Source organism: Colwellia sp. MT41 (genome assembly GCF_001444365.1).
In the GTDB taxonomy this organism is placed as follows: Bacteria; Pseudomonadota; Gammaproteobacteria; order Enterobacterales; family Alteromonadaceae; genus Colwellia; species Colwellia marinimaniae.
Window position 1 is genome coordinate 2,692,629 of sequence record NZ_CP013145.1, and the last position, 24,885, is coordinate 2,717,513.

The 24,885-nt window shown below is 38.4% G+C and carries 21 protein-coding genes and 3 pseudogenes; 9 read left to right on the plus strand and 15 right to left on the minus strand.

What is annotated here, in order from left to right:
• Positions 1-83: 83 nt before the first annotated feature.
• Complete coding sequence (locus tag CMT41_RS11530; RefSeq protein WP_058027341.1) at positions 84-956, plus strand: NAD-dependent epimerase/dehydratase family protein; 873 nt, start codon at positions 84-86, stop codon at positions 954-956.
• Positions 957-1,238: 282 nt separating this feature from the next.
• Here the strand turns inward: CMT41_RS11530 and CMT41_RS18720 are convergent.
• Positions 1,239-1,421 (minus strand): annotated as a pseudogene (locus CMT41_RS18720) (choice-of-anchor I family protein); the annotation flags it as partial.
• Positions 1,422-1,500: 79 nt separating this feature from the next.
• On the opposite strand from CMT41_RS18720, the gene CMT41_RS11535 reads away from it, so the two are divergent.
• From CMT41_RS11535 to CMT41_RS11555, 5 genes are all read left to right on the plus strand, one after another.
• Positions 1,501-2,043 carry a PH domain-containing protein gene (locus CMT41_RS11535; protein ID WP_058028217.1) on the plus strand — a complete coding sequence of 181 codons (543 nt, stop codon included), beginning with the start codon at positions 1,501-1,503 and terminating at the stop codon, positions 2,041-2,043.
• Positions 2,036-3,595, plus strand: coding sequence for a PH domain-containing protein (locus CMT41_RS11540; protein WP_058027342.1), 1,560 nt, complete (start codon positions 2,036-2,038; stop codon positions 3,593-3,595). The genes CMT41_RS11535 and CMT41_RS11540 overlap by 8 nt, the downstream gene beginning before the upstream one ends.
• A gap of 180 nt (positions 3,596-3,775) precedes the next feature.
• On the plus strand, positions 3,776-4,045 hold the full coding sequence (locus CMT41_RS11545; protein WP_058027343.1) for a helix-turn-helix domain-containing protein: 270 nt from the start codon (positions 3,776-3,778) through the stop codon (positions 4,043-4,045).
• 3 nt (positions 4,046-4,048) lie between these two features.
• On the plus strand, positions 4,049-5,425 hold the full coding sequence (locus tag CMT41_RS11550; protein ID WP_057181456.1) for a HipA domain-containing protein: 1,377 nt from the start codon (positions 4,049-4,051) through the stop codon (positions 5,423-5,425).
• Positions 5,426-6,238: 813 nt separating this feature from the next.
• The gene (locus CMT41_RS11555; protein WP_083494275.1) at positions 6,239-6,628 is read left to right on the plus strand and encodes a helix-turn-helix domain-containing protein; all 390 of its coding nucleotides are present in this window, start codon (positions 6,239-6,241) and stop codon (positions 6,626-6,628) included.
• Between the two features lie 126 nt (positions 6,629-6,754).
• Here the strand turns inward: CMT41_RS11555 and CMT41_RS11560 are convergent, their stop codons facing one another.
• On the minus strand, positions 6,755-7,942 hold the full coding sequence (locus CMT41_RS11560; RefSeq protein ID WP_058027344.1) for an MFS transporter: 1,188 nt from the start codon (positions 7,940-7,942) through the stop codon (positions 6,755-6,757).
• 367 nt (positions 7,943-8,309) lie between these two features.
• On the opposite strand from CMT41_RS11560, the pseudogene CMT41_RS19735 reads away from it, so the two are divergent.
• Both CMT41_RS19735 and CMT41_RS11570 read left to right on the plus strand, forming a co-directional pair.
• A pseudogene (locus CMT41_RS19735) lies at positions 8,310-8,498 on the plus strand (hypothetical protein); the annotation flags it as partial.
• A 187-nt stretch (positions 8,499-8,685) separates the two neighbouring features.
• Positions 8,686-10,125 (plus strand): annotated as a pseudogene (locus CMT41_RS11570) (DEAD/DEAH box helicase family protein); the annotation flags it as partial.
• A gap of 368 nt (positions 10,126-10,493) precedes the next feature.
• Here the strand turns inward: CMT41_RS11570 and CMT41_RS11575 are convergent.
• From CMT41_RS11575 to CMT41_RS11610, 8 genes are all read right to left on the minus strand, one after another.
• Positions 10,494-11,453: a hypothetical protein gene (locus CMT41_RS11575; RefSeq protein WP_157466371.1), complete on the minus strand. Its 960-nt coding sequence runs from the start codon at positions 11,451-11,453 to the stop codon at positions 10,494-10,496.
• 7 nt (positions 11,454-11,460) lie between these two features.
• Positions 11,461-13,251, minus strand: coding sequence for an ORC-CDC6 family AAA ATPase (locus CMT41_RS11580; RefSeq protein WP_058027347.1), 1,791 nt, complete (start codon positions 13,249-13,251; stop codon positions 11,461-11,463).
• Positions 13,251-14,342 (minus strand): HD domain-containing protein, encoded by a 1,092-nt coding sequence (locus tag CMT41_RS11585; protein ID WP_058027348.1) that lies wholly within the window; start codon positions 14,340-14,342, stop codon positions 13,251-13,253. Before CMT41_RS11585 ends, CMT41_RS11580 begins: the two co-directional genes overlap by 1 nt.
• Positions 14,343-14,354: 12 nt before the next feature.
• On the minus strand, positions 14,355-15,407 hold the full coding sequence (locus CMT41_RS11590) for a DNA cytosine methyltransferase (protein WP_058027349.1): 1,053 nt from the start codon (positions 15,405-15,407) through the stop codon (positions 14,355-14,357).
• Positions 15,408-15,616: 209 nt separating this feature from the next.
• Positions 15,617-15,799: a hypothetical protein gene (locus CMT41_RS11595; RefSeq protein ID WP_058027350.1), complete on the minus strand. Its 183-nt coding sequence runs from the start codon at positions 15,797-15,799 to the stop codon at positions 15,617-15,619.
• A 27-nt stretch (positions 15,800-15,826) separates the two neighbouring features.
• Entirely contained in the window at positions 15,827-16,087 is a 261-nt protein-coding gene (locus CMT41_RS11600) for a hypothetical protein (RefSeq protein WP_058027351.1), read from the minus strand.
• Between the two features lie 446 nt (positions 16,088-16,533).
• Positions 16,534-16,743 carry a hypothetical protein gene (locus tag CMT41_RS11605; protein WP_058027352.1) on the minus strand — a complete coding sequence of 70 codons (210 nt, stop codon included), beginning with the start codon at positions 16,741-16,743 and terminating at the stop codon, positions 16,534-16,536.
• Positions 16,743-17,180, minus strand: coding sequence for a hypothetical protein (locus CMT41_RS11610; RefSeq protein ID WP_058027353.1), 438 nt, complete (start codon positions 17,178-17,180; stop codon positions 16,743-16,745). Before CMT41_RS11610 ends, CMT41_RS11605 begins: the two co-directional genes overlap by 1 nt.
• Positions 17,181-17,280: 100 nt before the next feature.
• Here CMT41_RS11610 and CMT41_RS11615 point away from each other — a divergent pair, with 100 nt between their 5' ends.
• Positions 17,281-17,976, plus strand: a complete 696-nt coding sequence (locus CMT41_RS11615) for a Crp/Fnr family transcriptional regulator (protein WP_058027354.1) — start codon at positions 17,281-17,283, stop codon at positions 17,974-17,976.
• Positions 17,977-18,756: 780 nt separating this feature from the next.
• Here CMT41_RS11615 and CMT41_RS11620 read toward each other — a convergent pair.
• The 5 genes from CMT41_RS11620 to CMT41_RS11640 all read right to left on the minus strand — a co-directional run bounded on the left by CMT41_RS11620 (position 18,757) and on the right by CMT41_RS11640 (position 24,869).
• On the minus strand, positions 18,757-20,247 hold the full coding sequence (locus CMT41_RS11620) for a PhnE/PtxC family ABC transporter permease (protein ID WP_058027355.1): 1,491 nt from the start codon (positions 20,245-20,247) through the stop codon (positions 18,757-18,759).
• A complete protein-coding gene (locus CMT41_RS11625) occupies positions 20,240-20,926 on the minus strand; it encodes an ATP-binding cassette domain-containing protein (RefSeq protein ID WP_058027356.1) in 687 nt (228 codons plus the stop codon). The genes CMT41_RS11620 and CMT41_RS11625 overlap by 8 nt, the downstream gene beginning before the upstream one ends.
• Positions 20,923-21,765 carry a putative selenate ABC transporter substrate-binding protein gene (locus CMT41_RS11630; RefSeq protein ID WP_058027357.1) on the minus strand — a complete coding sequence of 281 codons (843 nt, stop codon included), beginning with the start codon at positions 21,763-21,765 and terminating at the stop codon, positions 20,923-20,925. Before CMT41_RS11630 ends, CMT41_RS11625 begins: the two co-directional genes overlap by 4 nt.
• A gap of 594 nt (positions 21,766-22,359) precedes the next feature.
• Positions 22,360-23,142: an alpha/beta hydrolase gene (locus CMT41_RS11635; RefSeq protein ID WP_058027358.1), complete on the minus strand. Its 783-nt coding sequence runs from the start codon at positions 23,140-23,142 to the stop codon at positions 22,360-22,362.
• Positions 23,143-23,234: 92 nt separating this feature from the next.
• Positions 23,235-24,869, minus strand: a complete 1,635-nt coding sequence (locus tag CMT41_RS11640; protein ID WP_058027359.1) for a peptide MFS transporter — start codon at positions 24,867-24,869, stop codon at positions 23,235-23,237.
• Positions 24,870-24,885 lie beyond the last annotated feature (16 nt).

A 24,885-nucleotide genomic window follows, 5' to 3' on the forward strand; every position in this document is an offset into this window, starting at 1 on the left:
TTTAAAGTGGAGCCTCGTTTTTCTATCAATGATGATATAATACATTCATTTAAAAGCTAGATTTAAAGGGTTGTAAAACTTAAATGAAAATATTAATTTTGGGTGGAAGTCAGTTTTTTGGCAGAAAACTTGTGCAGCTTCTCTTAGAGAATAACGATGAAGTGACCCTATTAAATAGAGGCAATCACGCTGATGGCTTCGGAGAAAAAATTAAGCGGATTATTTGTGACCGTACTGACAAAACAGCCTTCGAAGAGGCCATCAAGCAAGACTATGATCTAGTTTTTGATCTGTCATGTTTTGATTTTGAGCAAGCAAAACACGCCTGCGAAGTATTCAACGGTAGAGTGAAAAAATATCTTTTTACTTCCAGCATTTCTGCTTATGTAGAACGCAATGATCATTTATCTGAAGAGCAATTTAATCCTTTGGATTTTGAACTTGCCAATAAAGTGGGTAGAAAGGAGCACTACGGCGAGGCAAAACGACAGGCGGAAATTTCATTTATCAAATTTGCCACTTTTCCTGTTACCAGCATCAGGCTTCCCGTTATTGTAGATGCAGAGGATTATTCCCTAAGGCTGCAGCGCCATGTCAACAGTATAAAAAATGGACTGCCGCTCTACTTTGATAATCTTCAAGGTAAAATTTCGTTTATCTCCGCCGATGATGCCGCTAAAACTCTTTTTGAATTAGCCGGAAATGATTTCTCAGGAACGATCAATGCAGCAAGCGCTAAGCCCATAACGCTGCAACGATTTATTGAAATTATTGAAAAAATTACCGATTCAAAATTCATTCTGGCAAAGCAGAAATTAGATAATAATGTCTCACCTTATAATAATACCGGAGACTGGTGTCTACATTGTGCAAAATTACAAAGTCTTGGCATAAAACTCCAAGAAATTGAAGATTACTTACCTGGGATGGTGGAGAGTATCCATAGAACGGGTTAATTTCACTGACCGCTGTTAGAAATGACAGCCATAAATTAAGATTTATTAAAAATCGCTGATTAAACCACTAATATATACGCTGAATTGGCGAACATCGTCATTCCCGAAGTGTCTGATCGGGAATCCAGAAATCAAGTTGTACGCAGCAAAAAACAACATTAAGCAATCACCTAAGTTACTGATAAAAATCAGTAACTTTCCATATTGGTGAGCGTTCACTAAAAATATCTTCATATTATTATGGGTCAGAGTAAATTAAAATACTCAACGCTCCCTCAACAGCTACTTTTCGGTTATTTGCCAAACCGCCACAGAGCCTGATATTTCATTGCCTAGCACTAATAATGCGGCTCCAGTTGGGCTGTCTGCTGCGTTGATAAACTTCATGCCTTCTGGCCCCAAATCACCAGTAGTATCAGCGCCGGCAACCAAACCACGATTATAAGAATATTCAACAAAGGTAACTAATTTGTTTTTATCGAAGGCGGATTTCGCGGTACACTACACTAAAATAACAGGCAATAAAATTAAGGATTTTAATCATATGCAAGGAACAGCTTTCACTAATACTTCATTAACGGCTGAATCTTTACCCAGTTTAGTCGAACTTGAGTTTCAACCCATATCGGCTATTTATCGGCAAAGCAATCTCATTATCAATGTAGCATTTACCCTATTTTTAGTGACACTATTATTTGTTATCCAACAGCAAAACATCTGGCCATTATCTAATGATGTTGCTGACTTATTTAATTGGTTAATGCTGGTTTTGTTTATGCTCGGTGGTTTTAATACTCTCTATACGGCATTTGCGGATAAACAAAAATTTTATGCTCTGAGGCAACAAGACTTAAGTTATCGCAGTGGTTTACTGTTTCGAAAAACCGTTAGCCAGCCAATGTTGCGTATTCAGCATGTTGAATTAAAACGTGGACCTATCGATCGCAAAGTAGGTTTAGCAAAGTTACAAGTATTTAGTGCCGGCGGAGCTATGCATACTTTTGAAATACCAGGTTTACCACTAGCGTCAGCTGAAAGTATTCGTCAATTTATTTTAGATCACAAAGATGTTAATCGTCATGGATAAGTCAGTTGCAGCACTTACCCCGGTAGTTGAAAATAGTAAAGACTGGCAGCGAATTTCGCCGATAGCGCTGTTATTTTTTACTGAACGGTTAATTAAATTCTTTGTCAGTAATTTGGTGGCCTTTTTACCTGCGCTTTATTTTGGCTATGACGGGTTAAAAGAAAATCCGCAATTAGGTCTAGCTATTATTGTTGGTATCTTACTGTTCATCTGTTTAACAACATTCTTAAACTATTATTTTTTCCAATACCGTTTAACCCAAGATCACATAGAAATTCGTTCGGGGGTATTTTCAAAAAAACACATCAATTTACCTTTTAGTAAAATTCAAAATGTAAAACTTGAACAGCCTATCTATTATCGCCCTTTTAATTATACCTGCTTACAGCTAGATACCGCTGGCTCTGCTAAACAAGAAGCACAAATTGTCGCTTTAAAAGTTGATTTTGCCGAGCAATTGAAAAAAGAAATTCTTGCTCAACACTCATTAACTCACCATACCGAAAGCCCTGATGACTCTGCAGAATTAACACCAGATGCGGTAGAAAATGAAATTATACTGAATACTCGCTCAATCGCCGATTTAGTTATTCACGGTATAACCAATAATCGTATTTGGATTTTCCTTGGCGGCTTAGCGCCATTTTTTGATAATATCGCTAGTTATATTGTCAGTACCTTCAGTGATTTTGGTATCAATATAGAGCAATTATTAACTTTCTCCGACAAACCCATGTGGCAAATAACGCTTTATGCGGTAACACTGACTTTTTTAATTTTATTGCCCTTTATATTTTTTTCCATTGCAGGATCGGTTATAACCTTTTATCACTATACCTTGAGCAAAGTAGGCGATCGTTACATTCGTCGTAGTGGTTTGTTAACTAAATATGAAGTCAGTATGCGTTTATCACGCTTACAAATGGTGATCAGACAACAAGACTGGCTTGATCTACTACTTAAACGTATTAATTTAAAATTTGAACAAGCCAATAATGTGCTTACTCAACATCAAGCCGGTGCGCAAAATAACCGAATTATCGTGCCTTCTATTTTTGCCCATCAATGTGCCGCTTTAGTGGATGATGTTTATCCTAATAATCAAATGATGACCATTGCTTATCAGCGCATTAGTAAAAGGTTTTTACTGCGTAATTTAGTTTTTATTTTGTTGCCGTTATATTCTTTAGTGGCAGTATTTTTAACCGTAACAGGTAAAACGCAGCTCTTATGGGGTATTACTCCATTGGCAATTTTTGCGGCTTTGCTTATTTTTATGCGCTGGTATCGTTGGGGATATGCCAGTGATGATAACTATATTTATATTCGTCGAGGCTTTTTTGGTGTTGACTATCTCTGTTTTGAACATTACAAAGTGCAACAAGTGAAGTTTAAACAAAGTTGGTTTCAACAGCGTCACCAACTTTGCTCTATCTCTGTAGTGTTAGCCGCAGGAGCAATTAACTTACCCTTTATTAAGGCAGATAAAGGCAGCGCCATGTTAGATGAAGTGCTATATCAAGTAGAAAGCTCAGGCAAATCTTGGATGTAATCTGTTTAGGTGCAGAGAAAAAGACTTAAAACGCTTACCCAGATATAATCACCACTAATGGTGAATAATAATTTAAACAAACACAGTCAAGCAATTAATCACCACTAATGGTGATTAATCATTGTATTCTGCAATCACCTTACTATAATCACCACTTATAGTGATTAATTGGTGTAAATTATGGGTAAAAAAGTTAAACCGTCTAAAATGCCTGAAGCTCGCTTTATTGATAACGCCATTACCTTAGGTGAGCTAATCAAAGCAAAGCGAACTGCTATGGGGGTTAAATTGAGTGACTGCGCCGCATTATGTGGTATTGGTATAAATACCTTATCTCGCATCGAAAATGGCAATCAAAATTGCACATTATTCGCAATGTTTGCAGTACTCAATGGGCTTGGTATCAAGCTTAGCGCTCAAGAATTAACATCAACCGATGAATGGGTGTGATCAGTGACAACGACAAAAAATGATGAGGCCTACACCTTAATAGTCAGCTTTGCTGGCAAAAAAATTGGCACTTTAGTACAGGACAAAAACACCAATTTACTGCACTTACACTATGATAAAAACTGGCAATTACATGGTTTTCCAATTACGCCAGCATTACCATTAACTAATCAGCATTCACCAGAGGTTAGTTACAATTATCTTGATAATGCCCTGCCCGAAGGTGAAGCAAGAAAACTACTCGCTCAAAACTTAGGTATTTCTGAAAAAAATGTTTATTCGCAAGTTAGAGCGTTAGGAAACGATTTAGCTGGAGCGATTACCTTCAATCATGCTAGTGCTGAACAAAATGAAAATAGCCAGCCTTGTGGGCCTATTTTTAGACCACTAGCAGCGGCGGAGCTGATTGCTAGATTAGATCACAAAGAAGACATTGGATTATTGATTTGGGATGACAAACCTCGCCTGAGTGTTGCCGGTGTTCAAGATAAGTTAAATGTCTTTATTAATCCCCCTGATAAAACCGATGATGACACGGATATGAAAATTGGCTTTGGTGACGGCTCTTTATGCTCAACTCACCTACTAAAATTTGAGAAGGCGAACTGCCCTAATTTAGTGATCAACGAATATTTTTGTATGAAGCTATCACACGAGGTTGGTTTACCTACCGCAGAAGTAAGCTTCACACGCTTTGGCGAGCACCCAGCACTTATTGTAAAACGATTTGATCGTAAATATGAAGCTGAAAATAAAATAGTGAGAAGACGTCACGTTATCGACGGTTGCCAAGCATTAAACCTGCCTAGAGATAACAAATATGAGCGGAATTTAGGTGATGGCCGAGACGTGAAACATATACGTGACGGCGCCAGTTTAAAAAAGCTTTTTGATTTTTGCAAAACCATGAACTCACCCGTAGCAAGTACTCAATGGTTAATTAACTGGCAGCTATTTAATTTAATGATTAATAATTTTGATAGCCATGGAAAAAATGTATCGTTATTTTTTGATAAAAACAATAATCAATTTACCCCTGCTTATGATCTCGTTAATGTTGCTATGTTTTCATCGTTTAAGCATGTATTAGCAATGGCGATGGGCGATGAATTTGAACCAGTTGATATACATGCTTACCAACTGGCAGACTTTGCTGAAACCTGTAATATTGACAAAAAATTACTCTCGCGCTTATTAGTCGCATTAGCTAAAAAAGTGATATCAACACTTAACAGTAACATTATCTTAAAGTCTTTTTCCGAAAATAAATACGTCACTAAAGAAGATATTAACTACCTAACGGCTGTATCTGAAAATATAAAATTAAGAGCCGAACATTTACTCTCTCAAGCAGCGGATATTCCATCAATAGAAGTGTAATTTTTTTACATGCCTATGTAGTTTACTCAGGAACTCTTTGTAAACGTCAGGACAATATGCTCCTGCATTGTCTAATCAACTACATCCATGTAGCGTATCTTCGAAGTCTCTGATCGAAGATCCATTGCTCTTTATACACTGGATCCAGGACAATAAGCTCAGGAGAATGCTCCTGCATTCTCTAATAAGGTACTTCCTGTACCGTCTGCATTGTATTCTAAGTAACATAAAATTAAGTTGTTGATTTGTAAGTAATGAACAAAAATATAAAGTCGTCATCTTCGAAGTCTCTGATCGAAGATCCATTGTATTTTAGAAACTGGATCCCCGATTAAGACACCACGGGGATGACGAACAAAGGTTTGCTGTACTTGCGGGTAAAAATGTTACTGGTAGATGGTTGGGGCGCAGCCGCTGATTTGCTAATAAGTGCCATTCATGGCACGTCCGATTAAAACACTACGGGGATGACGATCCTGAGCCAAGTGCATAGGCATGTTTTTTTTAAAAGTAACTGACTAAAAATAATAGAAGGGATTTTCATGAAGAAGTCACTTTGTGTAAATGTTACCGACCCCTTTTTATGGCCTATTTATGTTAAAAATTAGCACTGCTCAATGCATATTCTGCTATTTACCTCCTAAAAACAGACTTTATTTGTAATTCATTCCAGATACATAAGTCAATAACCTGTAATCATATTAAGATACATATATATATTTAACGTAATCTAAATTGGTATCACATATATTTAAAGTGTAACCCAATAAGGTTACACTAAAACCAGATGAACACAGATATTTAGGTGAAATCATGGTTAGTTTTAGAATAACAAAGCCAAAAAACACAGTGCGCTCAATGGTGCGAGAACAATACAAAGAGATCGCCAATTCAGCAGCCAGCTTTAAAAATGCAGCGGCTATCCCTGCAGAAGGCTGGGTTAGAACTATCCGTAAAGCACTGGATATGTCTGGCGCACAATTGGCCGAGCGATTAAATTTAAGCCGAAATCGAATTTCAATTCTTGAGCGCCGTGAAGTAGAAGGTGAAATAACCATTAATCAGTTAAAAGCGTTAGCTGACAAATTAGGTTGTGATTTCACTTACGCTTTGGTGCCAAAGAAAGAGGCAAATCTTGGATGTAATCTGTTTAGGGTTAGAGAAAAAGACTTAAAACGCTTACCCACATGTGACTGGGTATAATAATTGAGATTGCCCCATTTACGATTGTTTGTTTTAAAAAGGCTTCCGCCAAATTGATTTTTTGAAAGACGTATTTTCAATCAGATAAACCGACAAAATCAAAAATAAGAACAACAGCGATTAATTTTATTTTGTTAATGAACAAGCATGGCGATGTAAGCGCCAACATAATAGGTAAATTAAGCCATATAATACCATGCCACCTGCAAGCACCCCATACCAAGCGCCATATTGCCAGCAGGCAATTAAGTAAAAACCACCTAAGCTGCCACCAATGTAATAGTGCACAAGGTATAACGCCGTCGCGGTTGCTTTCGCTACTTTCGCTTTCTGACTTACCCAGGCATAGGCAAGTGAGTGCGTGAAAAAAGCGCCTGAGCCAATAAGTAATAAACCAACAACCATTGCATACAATGAATCATAAACGGCTATCCACATACCTAATGCACTTACGGTTGTACCTAACACCATGCCCTTGATTGGGCTGTAATGTTGGCTCCAACGACCACTTAGTTTTGCTGAAATAGTACCGCTTAAATAGCACAGAAAAATCATCGACGTTAAGCTGATAGACAGTGAATACGGTGGCGCGATAAGACGAAACCCCATTACCGTATAAAGATTAACAATTAACGCAAAGTTTAAACCGCCAATAAGCATAGCAAGCCATAATTCACGCTGTTTTAAATGACCAATGACACGCTTATTATGGTTACGAAACTTCCCTCTTTTAGGGGTAAAAAATTGTTGTTCAGGCAATAGTCGGCTCACTAATAGCGCGCCAACTAAACTGGCAATAGCCATACCAATAACGGCTATATCCCATCCCCAATATTCAGTGGCAAAACCGCCGTATAAACGCCCTGCAATACCGCCTAATGAATTTGCACTAATATAACCACCAACGGCAATCATAAATGCTTTTGGGGTGAACTCTTCAGCCATATATGCCACAGCAACGGCAACAAACCCCGCAAGCGCAATACCCATTACCCCTCGCGTTAACGTTAACATTATTAATGAATCGGTTAGCAACATGGCCATGCCGGTAAATGGCAATAAGAAAAGACTCAGCATCATCACTTTACGACGGCCAATAATTTCTGAGCCTACAGCCCACGGAACAAGAGTAAGCGCTAACATTAATGTGCATGACGCAAGCAACCAATTAATTTCAATCGCACTGGCGTTAAATTTTTCAGCCATCAATGGCAACATGGGTTGGAACATGTACAAATTACAAAATACAAGGAAAGAGCCTAACGCTAACGCAAAACTAGCACGGCGGTAAGCAGCTGTTTTTACTTCAATCATGATGATGATGACACTCTGAGGCTGGCTTTCAATTACACCTACTATTTTATCAATTGATAAAGCAGCAATAAAACTAAATTAATAATGAGATATTATAGTGACTATCGCCTTGATAATAAAAGTATTGTTACGAATAACTATTATTGACTCAGGATCGTCATCCCCGTGGTGTTTTAATCGGGGATCCAGTGTATAAAGAGCAATGGATCTTCGATCAGAGACTTCGAAGATGACGTTTGCAAAGAGTTCCTAAGCAACCTACATAGGCATATTAACTTATGAGCTAAGCCACTGATAAAAAGATGTAAATTCAATTCTATTTTAGCTATTCTAGTGGCAAATAACGTTAATAAATTTAAGAGCCTTCATGAATACTACGGGTATTTATGAACAGCTAATTACCCAATTAGTTGAACAAAACTTAGATAGAGAAACCTTCCATGTTGGTGAGCGCTCACTTGAAGCTGGCGAAGCGGCAACGTGGTTATCTCGTTTCTTAACCCGACTCATTGAAATTGCCATGGACTCAGTGCCACATGGTGATAATAGAATTCATCAGCCGTCATTCCCGAAGTGGCGAACATCGTCATTCCCGAAGTGTCTGATCGGGAATCCAGAAATCAAGTTGTACGCAGCAAAAAACAACCTTAAGCAATCACCTAAGTTACTGATAAAAAGCTGTAAATTAAAATCTATTTTAGCTATTCTAGTGGCAAATAACGTTAATAAATTTAAGAGCCTTCATGAATACTACGGGTATCTACGAACAGCTAATTACCCAATTAGTTGAACAAAACTTAGATAGAGAAACCTTCCATGTTGGTGAGCGCTCACTTGAAGCTGGCGAAGCGGCAACGTGGTTATCTCGTTTCTTAACCCGACTGATTGAAATTGCCATGGACTCAGTGCCACATGGTGATAATAGAATTCATGAGCAAATCAACTTAGCAAACACCATAGTGCAGTGGCTTAGTAAACATATTAAAGATGAACAATTAATCAGTGAAAACTTAATTGATAGCAGGGGTAAAATTCTTACCGCACTGTTTGATAAAACCAACCCTATCGCGGCAGACCTGCCCAAGTACGTAGAAGCCATCATGCCGTTAACTGGCTTAACGCAGAGTGAATTGTTCTGTGGTAGCAATGTTGGTGTGTCGCTAGAAACTGAGATTAAACGAGAAATCCAATCGTCTGATAAAATCTATTGGTTAGTGTCCTTTATCAAATGGACTGGTATTCGAATATTTAAAAAAGAATTAGAGGCTTTCACCCGTAGCGGTAAACAATTAAAAATAATCACCACCTCTTATATGGGCGCTACCGATGCCAAAGCGGTCGAGTTTTTAGCCTCACTGCCCAACACCGAAGTTAAACTTAGCTACAATACCAACCGTGAACGCCTGCACGCAAAATCGTATTTATTCATGCGTAATACCGGTTTTCACACTGGCTATATTGGTTCCTCTAATTTATCTCATTCAGCCTTAACCAGTGGTTTAGAGTGGAACCTTAAAATTACTGCGCAAGAAATCCCTCATATCATTAATAAATCGCTAAGCACTTTTGAAACCTATTGGCAGTCACCTGACTTTGAACACTTTGATGGCAAAGCCCCCAGCCGTGAAAAATTAAACACTGCCCTACGCGAGGCAAAAGGCAGCTTCAGTAGCTCAACACCTAGTTTCTATTTTGATATCAAGCCACATTCGCACCAGCAAACCATATTAGACAAGTTACAGGTTGAACGGGATCTGCATAAGCGTTATCGCAACTTAGTGGTGGCGGCAACGGGCACAGGTAAAACCATTATTTCTGCTTTTGATTTTGCTCGTTTCTATAATGAAAATCCCGAAGCAAATTTTTTGTTTATTGCCCATCGAGAAGAAATACTAAAACAAGCCCTAGCCGCCTATCGTGGTGTATTAAAAAATAGCGCTTTTGGCGAGTTATGGGTCGGTAATCACAAGCCAAACAAATATCGACACCTCTTTGCCTCTATTCAAAGTTTAAACGCGCAACTTAGCACTGTAAATAACAACCAAACGGAAAAGTTAGCCTTAAGTGAAGACTATTTTGATTATATAGTTATAGATGAAGTGCATCATATTTCAGCCAGTAGTTATCGCGCGGTATTAGCGCACTTTAGCCCGAAAATATTGCTCGGTTTAACTGCCACACCAATACCCACATCGATAGATAATTGGGTGATCGATATATTACTCGGTAGCATCATCGTCTGAAGTGCCGATTCTTTTCTTTGTGCTGAATAATGTTTCACAATTAGCCCACGCCCTCTACTTAATTTAATGATAAAATATTAAGCGCGACAACTAGCCTGACAGAAAGGGTAATCGTGGGGCAGTCAAATGGATAAGCTTATATTGAGAAGGTTTTTATGATTGATGGTAAGTACAAACGAAAAAAACCTTAACAATGCTGTTAAGGTTTTCTTTTAAAGAGATAAGATAGGGAGATAACTGCTGGCGTTGAACAGGTCAGCTATGAATTAATGCCATTAAATTCCCGAAATTAACAATGGATGTCCTAGTTAATTTTCTGCAGGTGTTCCCATAAAATCTATTTTAAACACATGACAACTTTCCGTCGCTGAAGAATATTGCTCAACATTATACTCTGCCATTTGCGAGTAACAAATTTGAACATTGGGATGGCGTATAGCAGCCAATCCTGCACCGACAGTAGATATTTTATTATTTAAAGGAGCTATTACTACATTGTGCTCCGGATATTTTTTAATGATACTATCGAGAGTGGTGCTAGTTTGTTCGGGGTCTATAAGTGAATGTTCAAATTCATCAATTAATTCTGTTGAATAATTGGCTAGTAGTATATTTGTAAAGTTTTTATTCATTTTAAAAAGCTTTGAGGATATAGAGCCTGACTTTCCACCAAAACCAATAGATATTCTATCTGGTTCGAGAGTATCTATAATTTCTTTAGCGCGATCATGTTCAAAACCAGACAATACGATTAAATGTAACGGTTTATTCGGGTTTATATCACCGATATAGCCAATAACAGATCTAATCTGAACAATGCCATTACTTAATACTTCAGCCACATCTGCGCAACGGTAGAAACAATGTACATCCCCTAAAAACGCCTTATTTATTTCTAAAAATCGAAGTACTATCAGTAAGCTCTCACGGGTAAATGTTGAAATATCAATTACAACATTAGGCTTGCCACTCGATTCATCTAGGCCAGCAAATAAATCGATCAGTGCATCGGCTATTGTGGTCGACTTTGCATAGTCTAATTCAAATATTGAGGGGGTAAATTTATTTCTGTATAAATCTAAATTAGCACTAACAGAATCTTCAAACTGCTTAAAATAGAAAAGTGCCATTGTATTGATCCGTTTAGGATCAATATACTCATACATTGATAAGCAGCGATCCTCATAACTAGCACACACTAATAAATAATCTATTTTATGTGGTAACTGGTTCTCAATAGTCTTTTTAACGTCACAAAAATGCATCATGTAATCCTTAGAATTTTAAAATCTGCTGGTCACTAGCTAATTTGACACCGTTACTACTTCCAGCTTTAAGGCGCTCTCTAACAAATTGTCCCGAATTATTGATCGCTATTTCTAGATGTTCTGGTGAAACAGATAAATGAGCCGCATACCCCGTTGGATCTAGTTTGTAGTAAGGAGTGAGCCTTCTATTCAATGTATAAAGTCTATTACGACCAAAACCTTCTTTACGTGCAATAGTTTTTACATTTAAATAGCCCCACTCTACAGCAAGATCTAAGATTTCTTGTACTTCACCTGATGGAGTACGACTAACCATAAAAGATATAAATCGTCTTTCTGAATCATTGCTAACCAACTTAGTCTGAAAACACTCCCCAAAAGAAGAGATTAAGCATTTTAGTTTTTCAACTTTATTTCGATTATATGGTTTTATGGATGTTTCATCTCTCGTTAGGCGTTCAAAATCTTCAAGCACGTATTCTTCAGACCATTTATACAGTATTCGATCTTGGATCTTAGGTGGTATAAAATTAACGGGTTGGTCATTGTCTGAAGACAAAATTTCCGCATACATTCTTGCCGCTGGCTCTAGAAAAAATCGGATCATTCCTGATGATATATCTACCATCGACTTAAAACCTGAATAACTATAGGTATTGGTTTTTTTCGTTTTAGCCAGTAATTTTAAATATTCAGACACGGCATAGCGTGTAATGTCATCGCTTCTTCTACTTGAAACTCTTTCTCCGTTATCCCATTTTTCGCCTATTTCAGCTTTTATCTTATTTAGAGCGTCAACTTTCACAGGATTAATGGGGAAAAACTCTTCAGGAGTAACATTCTTTATTCCAGCTAACTCAAGTCGTCTCTGGACAACTTTTTCTACTTTTTCATAATAATGGCTAAAGTTTTTTGAAGTATATACGGCACTAATATCAATTTCTGAAAAATCGTGGGAAGTTTCAATGAGCATCCCTTGAGTAGTTCGCCAAGTTTGATACCGTTGTTGTGTTGATATTTTCAAACATAAATCGGCAGTTGTTCTATATGATACCCAACCATTTAGTATTTTCTGCATCCGAAGAGGAAGATTATCTGCATCATCTAGCATTAAAAATATGGGTCCTTGGGGCGTAAAACTTAATGACTTTACTTCTCTAATTAATGGTAAAAAGAACTCTTCATACCCAAAGATAGAACCATTATAAGGAACTAAATCTTTAGTAAACGCTAACTTAGCAAGGTATGATTTTGCTAAAATACGTTCTTTTTCAAATAATCGAGTCAAAGTGTTAAGGCAGTCCTCACTTGTGTTTTTCGCATCATAATCATTGATATCACATCCTGAATTTTCAGCTAATCTTATAATTTCACGATAAAAAGCAAGTAAATCCTGTCCACTATCTACTTGCTCAGAAGTGATTAAGCCACTTAAAGATTTTAATATATGGGACGTAGCGTTAAGAATCAAAAAATGCTCGGCTAATAGCCAGTATGGTGCCCCATCAAGTCTTTCAAGCTCACTAAGTGAATAATTCGAACTTTTGATTGGCATATGAACAGCGTAGTAAGTTAATTCAGATATTTTTTCAACTTTACCCGCTGCCAACTGAACACACGGCTCTAAATATCGCAACATCATGCTTTTTCCTGTCCCGCGAGCACCATGTAAAAAAGTGTGCTCGGCACCTAAAAGCCTAGGAAAGTCAGAAAACACATCAATAAATAAACTAGCAATATCTTTTGGGCTTAATGTTTCAGGTGTTTTCACTGAAAATGGGTTAATTAGTGTATTCATTATGGCATTCCCTTTAGCTTTTCTTTTATTTTCTCACCACACCATTTAGGATATTGAGTTTTGAAAGAAAAATTTACTTGTGGATAACCTAAATCTTTAAGTTCAAAACTTTTTTCATCGATTAGTAAATAATCACCATTTTCATCTTCATCATAAATACTGATAACGGCCTTAATTCTATTTATGTGGGCTAAGTCATACATATATTTTTTACAATAATTCAGTTCACAAAACATTTTTTCTAGACGTTCATTAATTTCATCAATTAGATAAACTTCATCAAAACCATTACCATTATCTTTTCCAAAGGTTCTAAGTACATTTTCTTTGTCCAATTGAAATGTTAATTTGACACTTCGATCTCTCAAATCAACTTCGACACTCTTTATGCTGTTGGCGTAATGATGAAAAACCTCACTTTTTTTAGGTAAAGAGTCATTATTTAAAAGGTATCGAGCAGCACGGCTATGATCTTCACAAATTTCATCAGCAAATCTAACTAAGGCGGCAATAAGCTTAGGTCGAAACTTAATGCCCCCATATGAATCATCATCTTTTAGATTTAAGTGCTCAATAGTATCTTTGGTTACTTCGCCTTGGTGATCTAAAACTTTACCACCATGAGCACGCGCAATCGTAGCTATCGGCGAAGCTTCTAATTTATTCGGACATAAAGCCAAGCCCATATTTGTGAAAATTCTTAAAGGTGCTTTTTCATGACCTCTACGCCCTTCAATATTACCTGCATCGTGTAACAAAATAGAAACTAGTGTTATAAATGTTTCGTAAGGTGATATCGGTAGTTTCTGTTCGTGAATTGGAGTTTCACTATGACAATCAAGCTTTAACAAATGGCCCGCATACCTTACAACAGCATTAAAATGGTCTATGCTGTGATCTGTATAGATTCCCTTATCTTCTGCTGATGTACCTGCGCCAATCCAAGCGTATATATCGGATGCTAAATACTTTTTTATCGCCCAGTATCGATCAAAATAGTCATTTTTTGCATTAGGAAAAAGTCTAGTTTCCAGTTGTTTGTGTTTTAACCACTCTTCTAATGGTTCAAGTTCGTTTAAATTCAAATTCACGAAACATTTCCTTTATTGTTTCAGCAATGACTGAAAAATTGATTTGGCTAGAAGTGGAGGGACTGCATTGCCAACTTGTTGTTGCTGAAATCCGATTGACCCCTTAAATATAAAATCATCTGGGAACGATTGAAGACGCGCTGCTTCTCTTACCGACAGCCCTCTGTCTTGCGTGGGGTGAATCAACATGTTTTTTCTATAATTCCCAATGACGACAGATGGCTCATCTAAACTCAACCTACGATAAATACCAGTATGGCACCTAGAACTATCAGCATAATTTCTCATCAAACTATCTGGTATGTTTTCCCAATTACCGCCATTAGGAATGTGTTTATAGCGTTCTATAATGAGGCTATTATTCCGAGTAACTAAATGATTATGACAGCCTTTTAGTTTCCCTCGCATTGATTTTGCGTATGAACTTTTTATATTTTTATTGTAAGTTACATAACAGTCAGAAGCACCATTAACTAGTGCAGGGAGATCACTAATAGCTTCTTGAACAGTAATGATTTTATCGAATTTTTCTGTTGGAAAGTCATATGTCGTACCATTTAAAGAACCAACAATAAAATAACGATTTCTTTTTTGGGGAACACCAAAACCCGCTGCGCTTAATAACTTTGCTGAGGTGGTGTAACCCAATTTTTCAAATCTCTCAGTAATGCGTTGTACAAAAACACCACCTTCAGTTTCAAGGATTCCTTTTACGTTTTCAAATACAAACCAATCGGGCCTGTACTCTTCAACTAAGCGAACAAACTCCTCAAATAACCAATTATTGACATTGGATGATGAGCGAGTTCGTTGATTTGAAGTTGAAAAACCCTGACAAGGTGGTCCACCAAATATAATTAGGCCTTCATTATCTCTGTGTTTAATTTTCGAAGATTTGAATTTTCGAATATCGTCATTAAATAGGCCATATTTAGGCGTATGATTTGCTAAATAAGTAGAGGCTGCGTATTTATCTAGCTCTACTACCTGCTGGACATCAATGCCAGCACTTAGAGCACCGAGTGACATTCCTCCGGCACCTGAAAATAAGTCAATTCCAATCATTTTTTCTTAAATAGTTAATAATCAACAACCTTGCAAATTAAATATTCATTTTGTTATTTGAATTTTTATCGCACGAATGATTGATATAAAGAGTAGATACTACTAAATAACTATGTTTGTAACCAGCTATATTATTTTTAAACCATTTATTTACTTACTAATAAACCAATACATTACAACCACTTTTCAGGCCATAAAAATAAAGGGGGTCAGAGTAAAATTAAATACTCATCACGCCCTGAGCCTGCGCCAATATCTAAAAGTCGGGCATTGGGATTATTTATAATGGCAGGCAATAGTTGATGCCAGCTTTGATGTACCTGTTCAAATGATGTTGATAGGTATTGCTGGGCTAGTGCTTCTGCATTTTTATTATAAAATTTGGCGGGCAAGCGCGTGATCCTTTCGCGTAGGTATTTTTATTCTGCTATTTTCTCTATGCTAATACGAAGCCAATCACTTAGTTGTTGTTCTTTGTCACCGTGGAAGTTAGCTGCCGATTGGGCAATATATTTGGCATCACGCCCTGAGCCAGCGCCAATATCTAAAATACGGGCATTTGGGTTCTTTATAATGGCAGGCAATAGTTGATGCCAGCTTTGATGGTCCTGATCAAATGACGTTGATAGGTATTGCTGGGCTAGTGCTTCTGCATTTTCATTGTAAAATTTGACGGGCAAGCGCGTGATCCTTTCGCGTAGGTATTTTGAGTCTGCTATTTTCTCTATGCTAACACGAAGACAATCATCTAATTGTTGTTATTTGTCAATAAGTTGTACTAAAAACCAAACCATAAATACCATAGGAATTAAAGTTTAGTGGTTTTAAGAGAATGGATTCCCGATCAGTAACTTCGGGAATGACGGAGCTAGTTATGATGCTATGAGTTTATCCGGCAAGTATGTAGCCAATAAAATCCTTTAAAATTTTAATGAGAGTTGCGCCAAATAGTTGTGACAATGTTTTGGTTGAACAATTTGTAAACTGCCTAGGCATCTAGCCAATAGCAAACTTAGTAAAACTTACCCGTGGCAAAATTGGCCTAATTAGTCGCTTAAATAAAAGCCTGCCTTTCATTATTTGTCTGACAACTTGCTACACAATTAATAACAATTTTTAGCTGTTCTTAATTTAGGTTGCGTCTAGCTAATCTTTCCTTTCGCATTATGATTAGTTCCTTATTTTTTAGTTTTTCTTTCATTTCCACAAGCCAAGCCAAATAGATTAACGGCCCTCCTCCTATGAGCATAAATATGACTGTTGCTGTTATACCCATAGCACCGGAGTAGACACCAACGAAAATAAAAAGTAGTAATATGCTTGTCGTTTCTTTCATTATATATTCTCTTGTGAGTTTGATAACCAAGACAAAGCATCATTATGATTGTCAAAGAAGTTAGATTGAGTATTACTAAATGTTATATGTGAAACTTCAAGAAGGTGTTCTTGAACAGAGTTTTTTACAATTACCGCTTCAAATTTTTGATTGTTTTTTTCTGACCATATATTTAATTTTTTCATTCCATTTAGCATTTCTGGCGGCCCTAACTCCCAATGTGTTAAATCGATTATGGATGACCAACTTTTATGTTTCAGTTTTTCAGCTTGAACTTTAAATTCTTTCAAACATGAAATAGCCGTTTCTATATTCCATGCATCATAGGCCTTTACGGTGAGAACTTGATTATGAATGGTTATTGAATAGCTACCATGTTGAGATAAAGTCTTTCTATTATCCGTAGCTTCGATTGTGTTTGTTAGTAAAATGCTCATCGCTAAATTGCAGAACTATATCATTCGATTAAATAGGATAAGTATTGTAGATTGTATTAATCTGGGAATATGTTCCTTGCCGAACACTTTAGGGAAAATCATGACAAGTACACGTTCTTCAAATACTTTGTTACAGGATATACCACCGCAGTTGCTTAATTATTTTGAAGAGGAAGATTTCAAAACAACAACACTGGAAAAAGTTAAACTAACGACCGGTTTTTTTAATTTTTCAGGGCTTATTTACCTAAAAAAAGGTCGGTTTTCTTTTTCTCTGCCCCAGCGGAATTTGGATACTTTATATAGTTTTATTGTTGAACAGAACGGTTGGTTTGGTGGCTTAACATTGATGCAATTACCTCACCCGTTTTTATTGATAAATGAAATTGAGCCTGTTGAATTATTGTATATACCTAAAGACCGATTAACAAAAATTGCTGATGCACATCCCTTAATATATAAATGGTTGCTTAATATTGCAGCTCACAATATCCCTCAATGGCTGCAAGTACCCATAATTGCCTTATCGAATAAAAATATTAGAGTACTTTATTGTTTGGCAACTTTACTCCCTTTGAATAAACGTGATTCTAGCCTTATTGAAATTGATGCAAGCCAGCAAAAAATTAGCGATATCTGCGGTTTGTCTAGACCAAGAGTTAATCAAGTATTGAAAAAACTTGAGCAGCAAGAGTTGATTAAAGTGCAACATAAAAAAATCATAATTCAAAGTACTACGGCTTTATTTAAACTGTTAGATGAAGCTAATTTGTGTTTTTATGATCCTCGTGAATAACCTATTTTGTAAACAAGAGACGTTATTAATGGCATAGAGAACGTGATCCTTTCGCGACGATATTTTGAGTCTGCTATCACTTCCATTCTGACAAAAATAAAGTACACCATAATTGTAATTTATCAATAACTTGAATTAAAACCCAAACCATAAATGCCCTATAAGTTAAAGTTTAATGGTTTTAAGAGAATGGATTCCCGATCAGACACTTCGGGAATGACGGAGGGTGTAACTTCGGGAATGACGGAAGGCGTAACTTCGGAAATGACGAAGGCGTAACTTCGGAAATGACGAAGGCGTAACTTCGGAAATGACGAAGTCGTAACTACGAGAATGACGAAGCTAGTTATGATGCTATGAGTTTATCAGAGCAGCCATTGATGCCGAGGATAATACCTCAAGCCGGCCACAACATTTCGCTGGTTGGGGACCGTTAACTTAGCCCTCGGCAGTTATTTTGGCGACGATGACATGATGATGATCAGTCTTGAAGCGACTAATACCAATTCCATTAAATTATTGCCCACTTGTGCTGGTTAAAATACGTCATGTCAGTGTTGCTCTCAATCCCAATAGCCAGCTATTGCTCAATCGAGCGCCTTGCCCTGATATATTTTCCCTATGCACAACAAGATCACAAACTTAATGACAATGGTATAATCTAGGTGATAAAACCTATACCCCAGCGTCACAATCACTGATTGCGACAGGTCGCAGTATCCAAATGAAGATTACTACTTTGCGGTGGTGTTATTTACTTATTACAAAATTTGAAGGACATTAAGCGGTTAGGATACGATCTAACGCTAAATAACGTCTTAAACGGAGTGATATGCTATTGACCAACATATTAAGTGCGGCGGTCACTAAAATTAAGATCAAGGCGACATCAAAAAATAGTGCTTCAAAGGCTGAATCAATATAAAAACCGATCGTGGTGACCCCAAGCATCCCTAAAATGGCACTTTCACGCAATATGACTTCAAAGCGATAGAAAATCAGGCTGATAAAGCTTGGATATATCTGTGGCTGGAGCTCATAAGCCCACAAATTTAAACCGTTAGGTCGATCGACTCGCAGCGGGACTGTATCGGCACGATGTGCCAATAAATAACCAATAATTGCGCCATTATGCAGGGCTAATGCCAATATTGCCGGCAGCATTGACGGGCCAATGATTAGCATAATCACAAAAGCCAGGATAATTTCTGGCGTCGAGCGCATGACGATTAATAAACCGTGCCCCAAGATATAACCACGACCAAGAATTGCTCTAGAGGCCAGCGGCCAAGTTAACAGCGCTATCACGCCGCAACACAGCAACGCACTAACACTAAGTAATAAGCTAGCCCCAATCCCTGGTAGAATTTGACCTGATACTAAATCGCTAAACCACTGACTTAAGTGACTTAGATTAAACGTAGGCTCAAGCAATGGCTGTGGCACAATATCTTGCGTGATAAAACGCACTAGGTATTTAAACTCAAGCTGTGACTGCCAAGGTAAATAGACGATGGCCGCAATGAGGTAGAGCAATACTAGGCGGATATTAAACCACCATTTTAACGTCGCTATCATGGCAAAGAACAACAATAACAACCCCGCTGCTTGGTTATATTGTCCTTGCGAAAATGCAGTTTCAAGATAATAACCCAAGGTTGGCAGCCCGATGAATCCTAATATCGCGGCACTGCGCAGTCCACATTCGAAACGGTAGCGAGTATATTGTGCAATCGCAGCCCAACAGGGAATAATACCGGTATAAAGCCAAACACTGAGGCTAGTGTCATTAATCCAATGGCGACGATCCAGTGGGCTTTGCTCCAGAATATCGCTATAAACTCGGGCAAATATTCCCGTGTAGGGTATGGCAATCGCCAAGACACCAGTAATAGAAGATAATCCGAACATTTGTAAAAATATCAACGCCCAAAATAACTCGTGAATTGAGCGAATAAAGGCACAAAAATGGCTAATCAATGGCAGATGATGTAAAGGTGCCAGAAAAATCCCAAGCGTCGCGGCGATGCTAATTCCGACCACCGCAAAAAATACCGTGGTTAGTAGTGCTTCGGCTAAATAGTCGATTTGACTAAGATCTGGACTAATAAACCCTGCTAAAATTGCTAACAACTCATCCATTGGATCCGTTGCACTGATTTCAATGTCCGCCATCAATAACGTGAGAATACCCAAGCTTGCGATAAACAAGCTGATGAGTCGATACTTTCGTGCAGTGGTGTCAACAGTGATCATAACGTGGTTATTCACTGTGTTCTATGCGGTGATATATCAGATCCAATTGCTCGGAACTTACCTCAGTAGCCGGTGTATCAAAGGCGATAGCTCCGTCCTTTATGCCAATAATCCGATCAAACTGATTGAGGGCCATTTCTTTATTATGCAGCGCAACAACAACTGTTTGATGTTGATCCTTAATCGCCTTTAATAGTTCAACGCTTTGTTTTGGGTCTAAGCCTGAGAATGGTTCATCACCGATAAATATTGGCAGTCGCTGATAAAGTGCCCTGCCGATGGCACATCGTTGCTGCTGGCCTCCCGATAACTTATCAATTGATTTAAAAAGTAATCCAGTGAGTCCTAACCGTCGGGTTAGCTGTTCAACTCGGGTTTTATGCTCCGGAAATGGTCGGATCAAATTAATGACATTATAAAAAAAACCATGTTGGTTGAGTATTCCCATGTAAATATTATGGTAAACACTCAGCGTGTCGACCAGCATCGATTTTTGCGGGCAATAGGCAACATCGACACTGCGGCACTGATACAGGTAATTTAGTAGGGTTGACTTACCACTGCCACTGGTCCCGACAATGGCGACCTTCTCACCCTGTTTAATCATTAAACTGAGATTAGAAAATATTGGCTGATTTTTAAATCCAATGGCTTGATTGGATATATTAAACACTGTTGGACAATCTTGTGTCATAGCAACTTAATGGCTTTTGCAATAACCTTAATCGGTTCGTAATCATCATTAGTTGCTGGGACAAATTTTTGGCGTGGAAAACTTGCTAGTAATGATGGATCCGACATATCGAGTAACGCCTTTTGCACTCGCTGACTAAAATCTGGTGAAAACTGTTGGTCGACATCGCCACGGATAGTCCATTGATAATCAGGATAAGTTGGGGTGGTCCAAATTACCTTAATTTTTGAGAGATCGATTTTTCCAGCGTTAAGCTCGTTATGCCAAACCTTGTAATTAACGGCCCCTATTTGCCATGCACCCGACTGAACTTGCGCAATAGTTCGGCTGTGATCACCACTAAAGCCTACCCGTTTAAACACTTTATTGGGTGATTTGCCAAACGTTTGTCGGATGAAATGCTCTGGCATTAAGCGACCAGAGGTCGAGCCTTTCGATCCAAAGGTAAAAGTAAATTTCGCGATATCTTTATTGAGTTGTGCTTGCTCGGTCAGCCCCGTTGAATGATGGGCGATAAAATAGGTTTTAAAGAATTGATCTTCATAACCTTGAGCAATAGCTCGAGAGCCTGCAACCAGATGTCGCGCTTTGACTCCTGACAACCCACCAAACCAAGCGAGCTGAACCTGATTGTTGCGAAAAGCACTAATCGCAGCACTGTAAGACTTAACGGGGACGTATTTAACATCGACTCCTAATTGCTCAGTCAGGTACAACGCCACTTTGTCAAAGCGACTGCGCAGACGGCTTTCATCTTCATCGGGGATCGCAGTAAACGTGAAGGTTTGAGCATTAATTGAACTAACGAATAACAGACAGCACAGTAATAAATATTTCATAATAAACGACGGAGAATGCGGGGCTGGTGATTATAGCTGAACTGGTTAGACGATGGTAACAAAAAGCCTCCAGGTTCGAGGCTTTTTGTTAGATATATACCCGTTACCATTAACAATGATCGACGGAACTCCGTTTAATTTGTTGCTTTGCATTTCTGCAATATTGGTTTCAATGCGTTGCTTGATCTGTAAAAACAGAATACACCCCTCTAAAAATACTGGCAACTTAAACATCACATGCCAGCATATTTATGGCATGAGACGGCTAAATTTTCGGTTACTTATTTGGCTCTGTTGTAGAATACTGAAATCTGGACATCCATACTTTAAAAACAAAACTAGTGCCAATGAATACCATAAAAATCAAAGTTTAGTGGTTTTAAGAGATTGGATTCCCGATCAGTAACTTCGGGAATGACGAAAGGCGTAATTTCAGAAATAACGGAGGGGTAACTTCGGAAGTAACGGAGGGCGTAGCTCCGGAAATGAGGAATATATTAAGAGGGGTGTCTGGTGTTTTTCTAATCAAAATAACATTCTAATCAAAAAAACCAAATTAATGATGAGATTAGCATTATTATTCTCATCATTTCTTTATTGCATAAACTCTGCAAGCGCCAGCTGGTAAGCTGAAAACTCGGCGATGTTATTATGACCTGCGCCAATAATAACGTTCACTTCAGGCTTGGTGGCAAAATAAGTAATTAAGTTATGACCGTATTTAGGCGCAATCACCTCATCTTGCTCAGCAATAATAACTAGACTATCGGCGTTAATATCTTCGACCTTACGCCATGATTCAAATTTGTCTTTGAGCAAAAAGGATAAGGGGAACATCCAGTAAATGTCTTGGGCAACATTGAGAATACTGTCAAAAGGGGTGACTAAAATCATCTTTTTAATCGCTCTAACTGCGCTTAGATTAACCGCAACACCAGAGCCTAAACTACGCCCCATAACGCTGATTGTTTGATAATCATTGGTTAGTTGGTCGTATATTGCCAGCGCATCTTGAGTAAGTGCTTGCTCACTCGGCGCTCCGGTACTGGCGCCATAACCGCGATAATTAATCAGATAAACCGTGTGATGAGGAAATAGCTGAAGAAATGGCTCAATATTCGCGCTAACGTCTTCAGCATTACCGCCAAAATATAATAAAGCATGGCTTGTCTCTGGGTTTAGTTGCCACGCTTGTATTGTTTGTTCATTCACATGAAAAACAATTTCGTCTTGCTGTGCTGTCGGACTATTTAACGTAGAACTATTTACCGTAGGACTATTTACCGGTGGGAAATACAACATCTTGCGCTGAGCAAAATATAAAAACGTTACTGTTATCAAATAAAGTACCAGTAAAAACTTGCCAAAATCTAACATTAACGCCTGCCTATGTTGAAGGTAAAAGTGTGCAGCTAAAGCTAGCAGCTAATTATTATATGTTTAACTTGAGCGTTAAAGCTACAAGCAGTTTAGCGCACGCCATGCATACCACGCTTTAACAGTGGCGATATCAATAAAACCACCACGCCGCTACCAAGACCAATCCACATTAAAAATTCAAATAGCTGGCTATAGATAACAACAGCCTCACTAACACTAGCAACCTCTCCGCCTTGGGTATCAATGGCAGCCATTTTTCCTAAGCGCATCGCAAGGGTTTCAGACAGCGCCGTTGCTAAAAACCACACGCCCATGGAGAGCCCTACGACACGATGTATGGCCAGCTTAGTTACCGCTGAAAGCCCTACCGGCGAAATACACAGTTCACCGGTAGTATGAATGAGATACGCCAGCACTAACCACCATAAGCTGATTTTTCCTGCCTCATTAGGAAATTTTGCGCCTAACACTAAGACAGCAAAACCTATGCCTGCCAGCATAATGCCTAGACCAAATTTAACGGCAATATTGGGGTTTAACTGAAACTTTTCTAACCATACCCATAAGGCCGCAAAAGGTAAGGCTAACACTATGATGAAACCTGCATTGAGCGAGCCAAACTGACCGGCTGATATTTCAATACCGGCAATAGTTCTATCAACTACCCTATCGGCATATAAGGTCATAGAGCCAGCGGCTTGCTCAAACAGCGCCCAAAAAACAATGGTAGAAGCAATTAAAACCATGAGTACCAGCATTTGTTGAAACTCTGCTCTGCTGCCTTTTAACAGCGCAAAAACGATTAGCCCGCCCCCGGCAACAATCAGTAAAACCTGCTGGGCAGCAAACACCACCGGCTCATGTTGGATCATTAACCAAAACACCGACAAACTTAATATCGCTGTTAAATATATTAGGTATTCACGGCTGATCAAGCCCCACACTTTCTCGGCTAAAAGTTCCGGGTGTGGCGGCTCAGCCAAGCCACGTAAATATTTCAGTCCCTTAGTGAAAGTAACTAAGCCAAACAGCATGCCAATGCCTGCGGCGCCAAAGCCATAGCCCCAGCCGAAAGTTTCTCCTAAGTACACACAGATAATAGTGGCGGCAAAAGCGCCAAGGTTGATACCCATATAAAAAATAGTAAAGCCAGAGTCACGACGGGGATCATCCTTACTATATAATTGACCCACGATAGTGGAGATATTGGGTTTTAAAAAACCAACGCCAACGACAATAAACGATAGCGCCAGATAAAAAACATTCAGCGCCGCTAGGTCTTGTACTTTAATCGTTTGGATTAATTGCGTACCCGCACTGAGTACAACGCCAGTATTAAGGGTAAGATCTGCAGTTAAAATAGTTCCGGCCACATATTGCACCGCTTGGTGACCTTCTACTGCCATAAGGAGATGGCCAATACTGAGTAAAATACCCCCGAAGATCACCGATTTTTTCATGCCTAGGTAGCGATCGGCTAACATGCCGCCGATAACAGGTAAGGTGTAAACTAAACCCGCATAGGCGCCTAATACTGCCAAGCCTTCTCCGTCTGAAAATAAATGGTATTTGGTCAAATATAACAGCAGCAAATACTTCATACCATAGAATGAGAATCGCTCCCATAATTCAGTAGCGAAACAAACATACAAGCCTTTTGGGTGACCAAATAATTCATCCGCATTTATCTGTTTATCCGTATCAGCGATATCTGTTTTATTCATATATAGCCTGTATTTC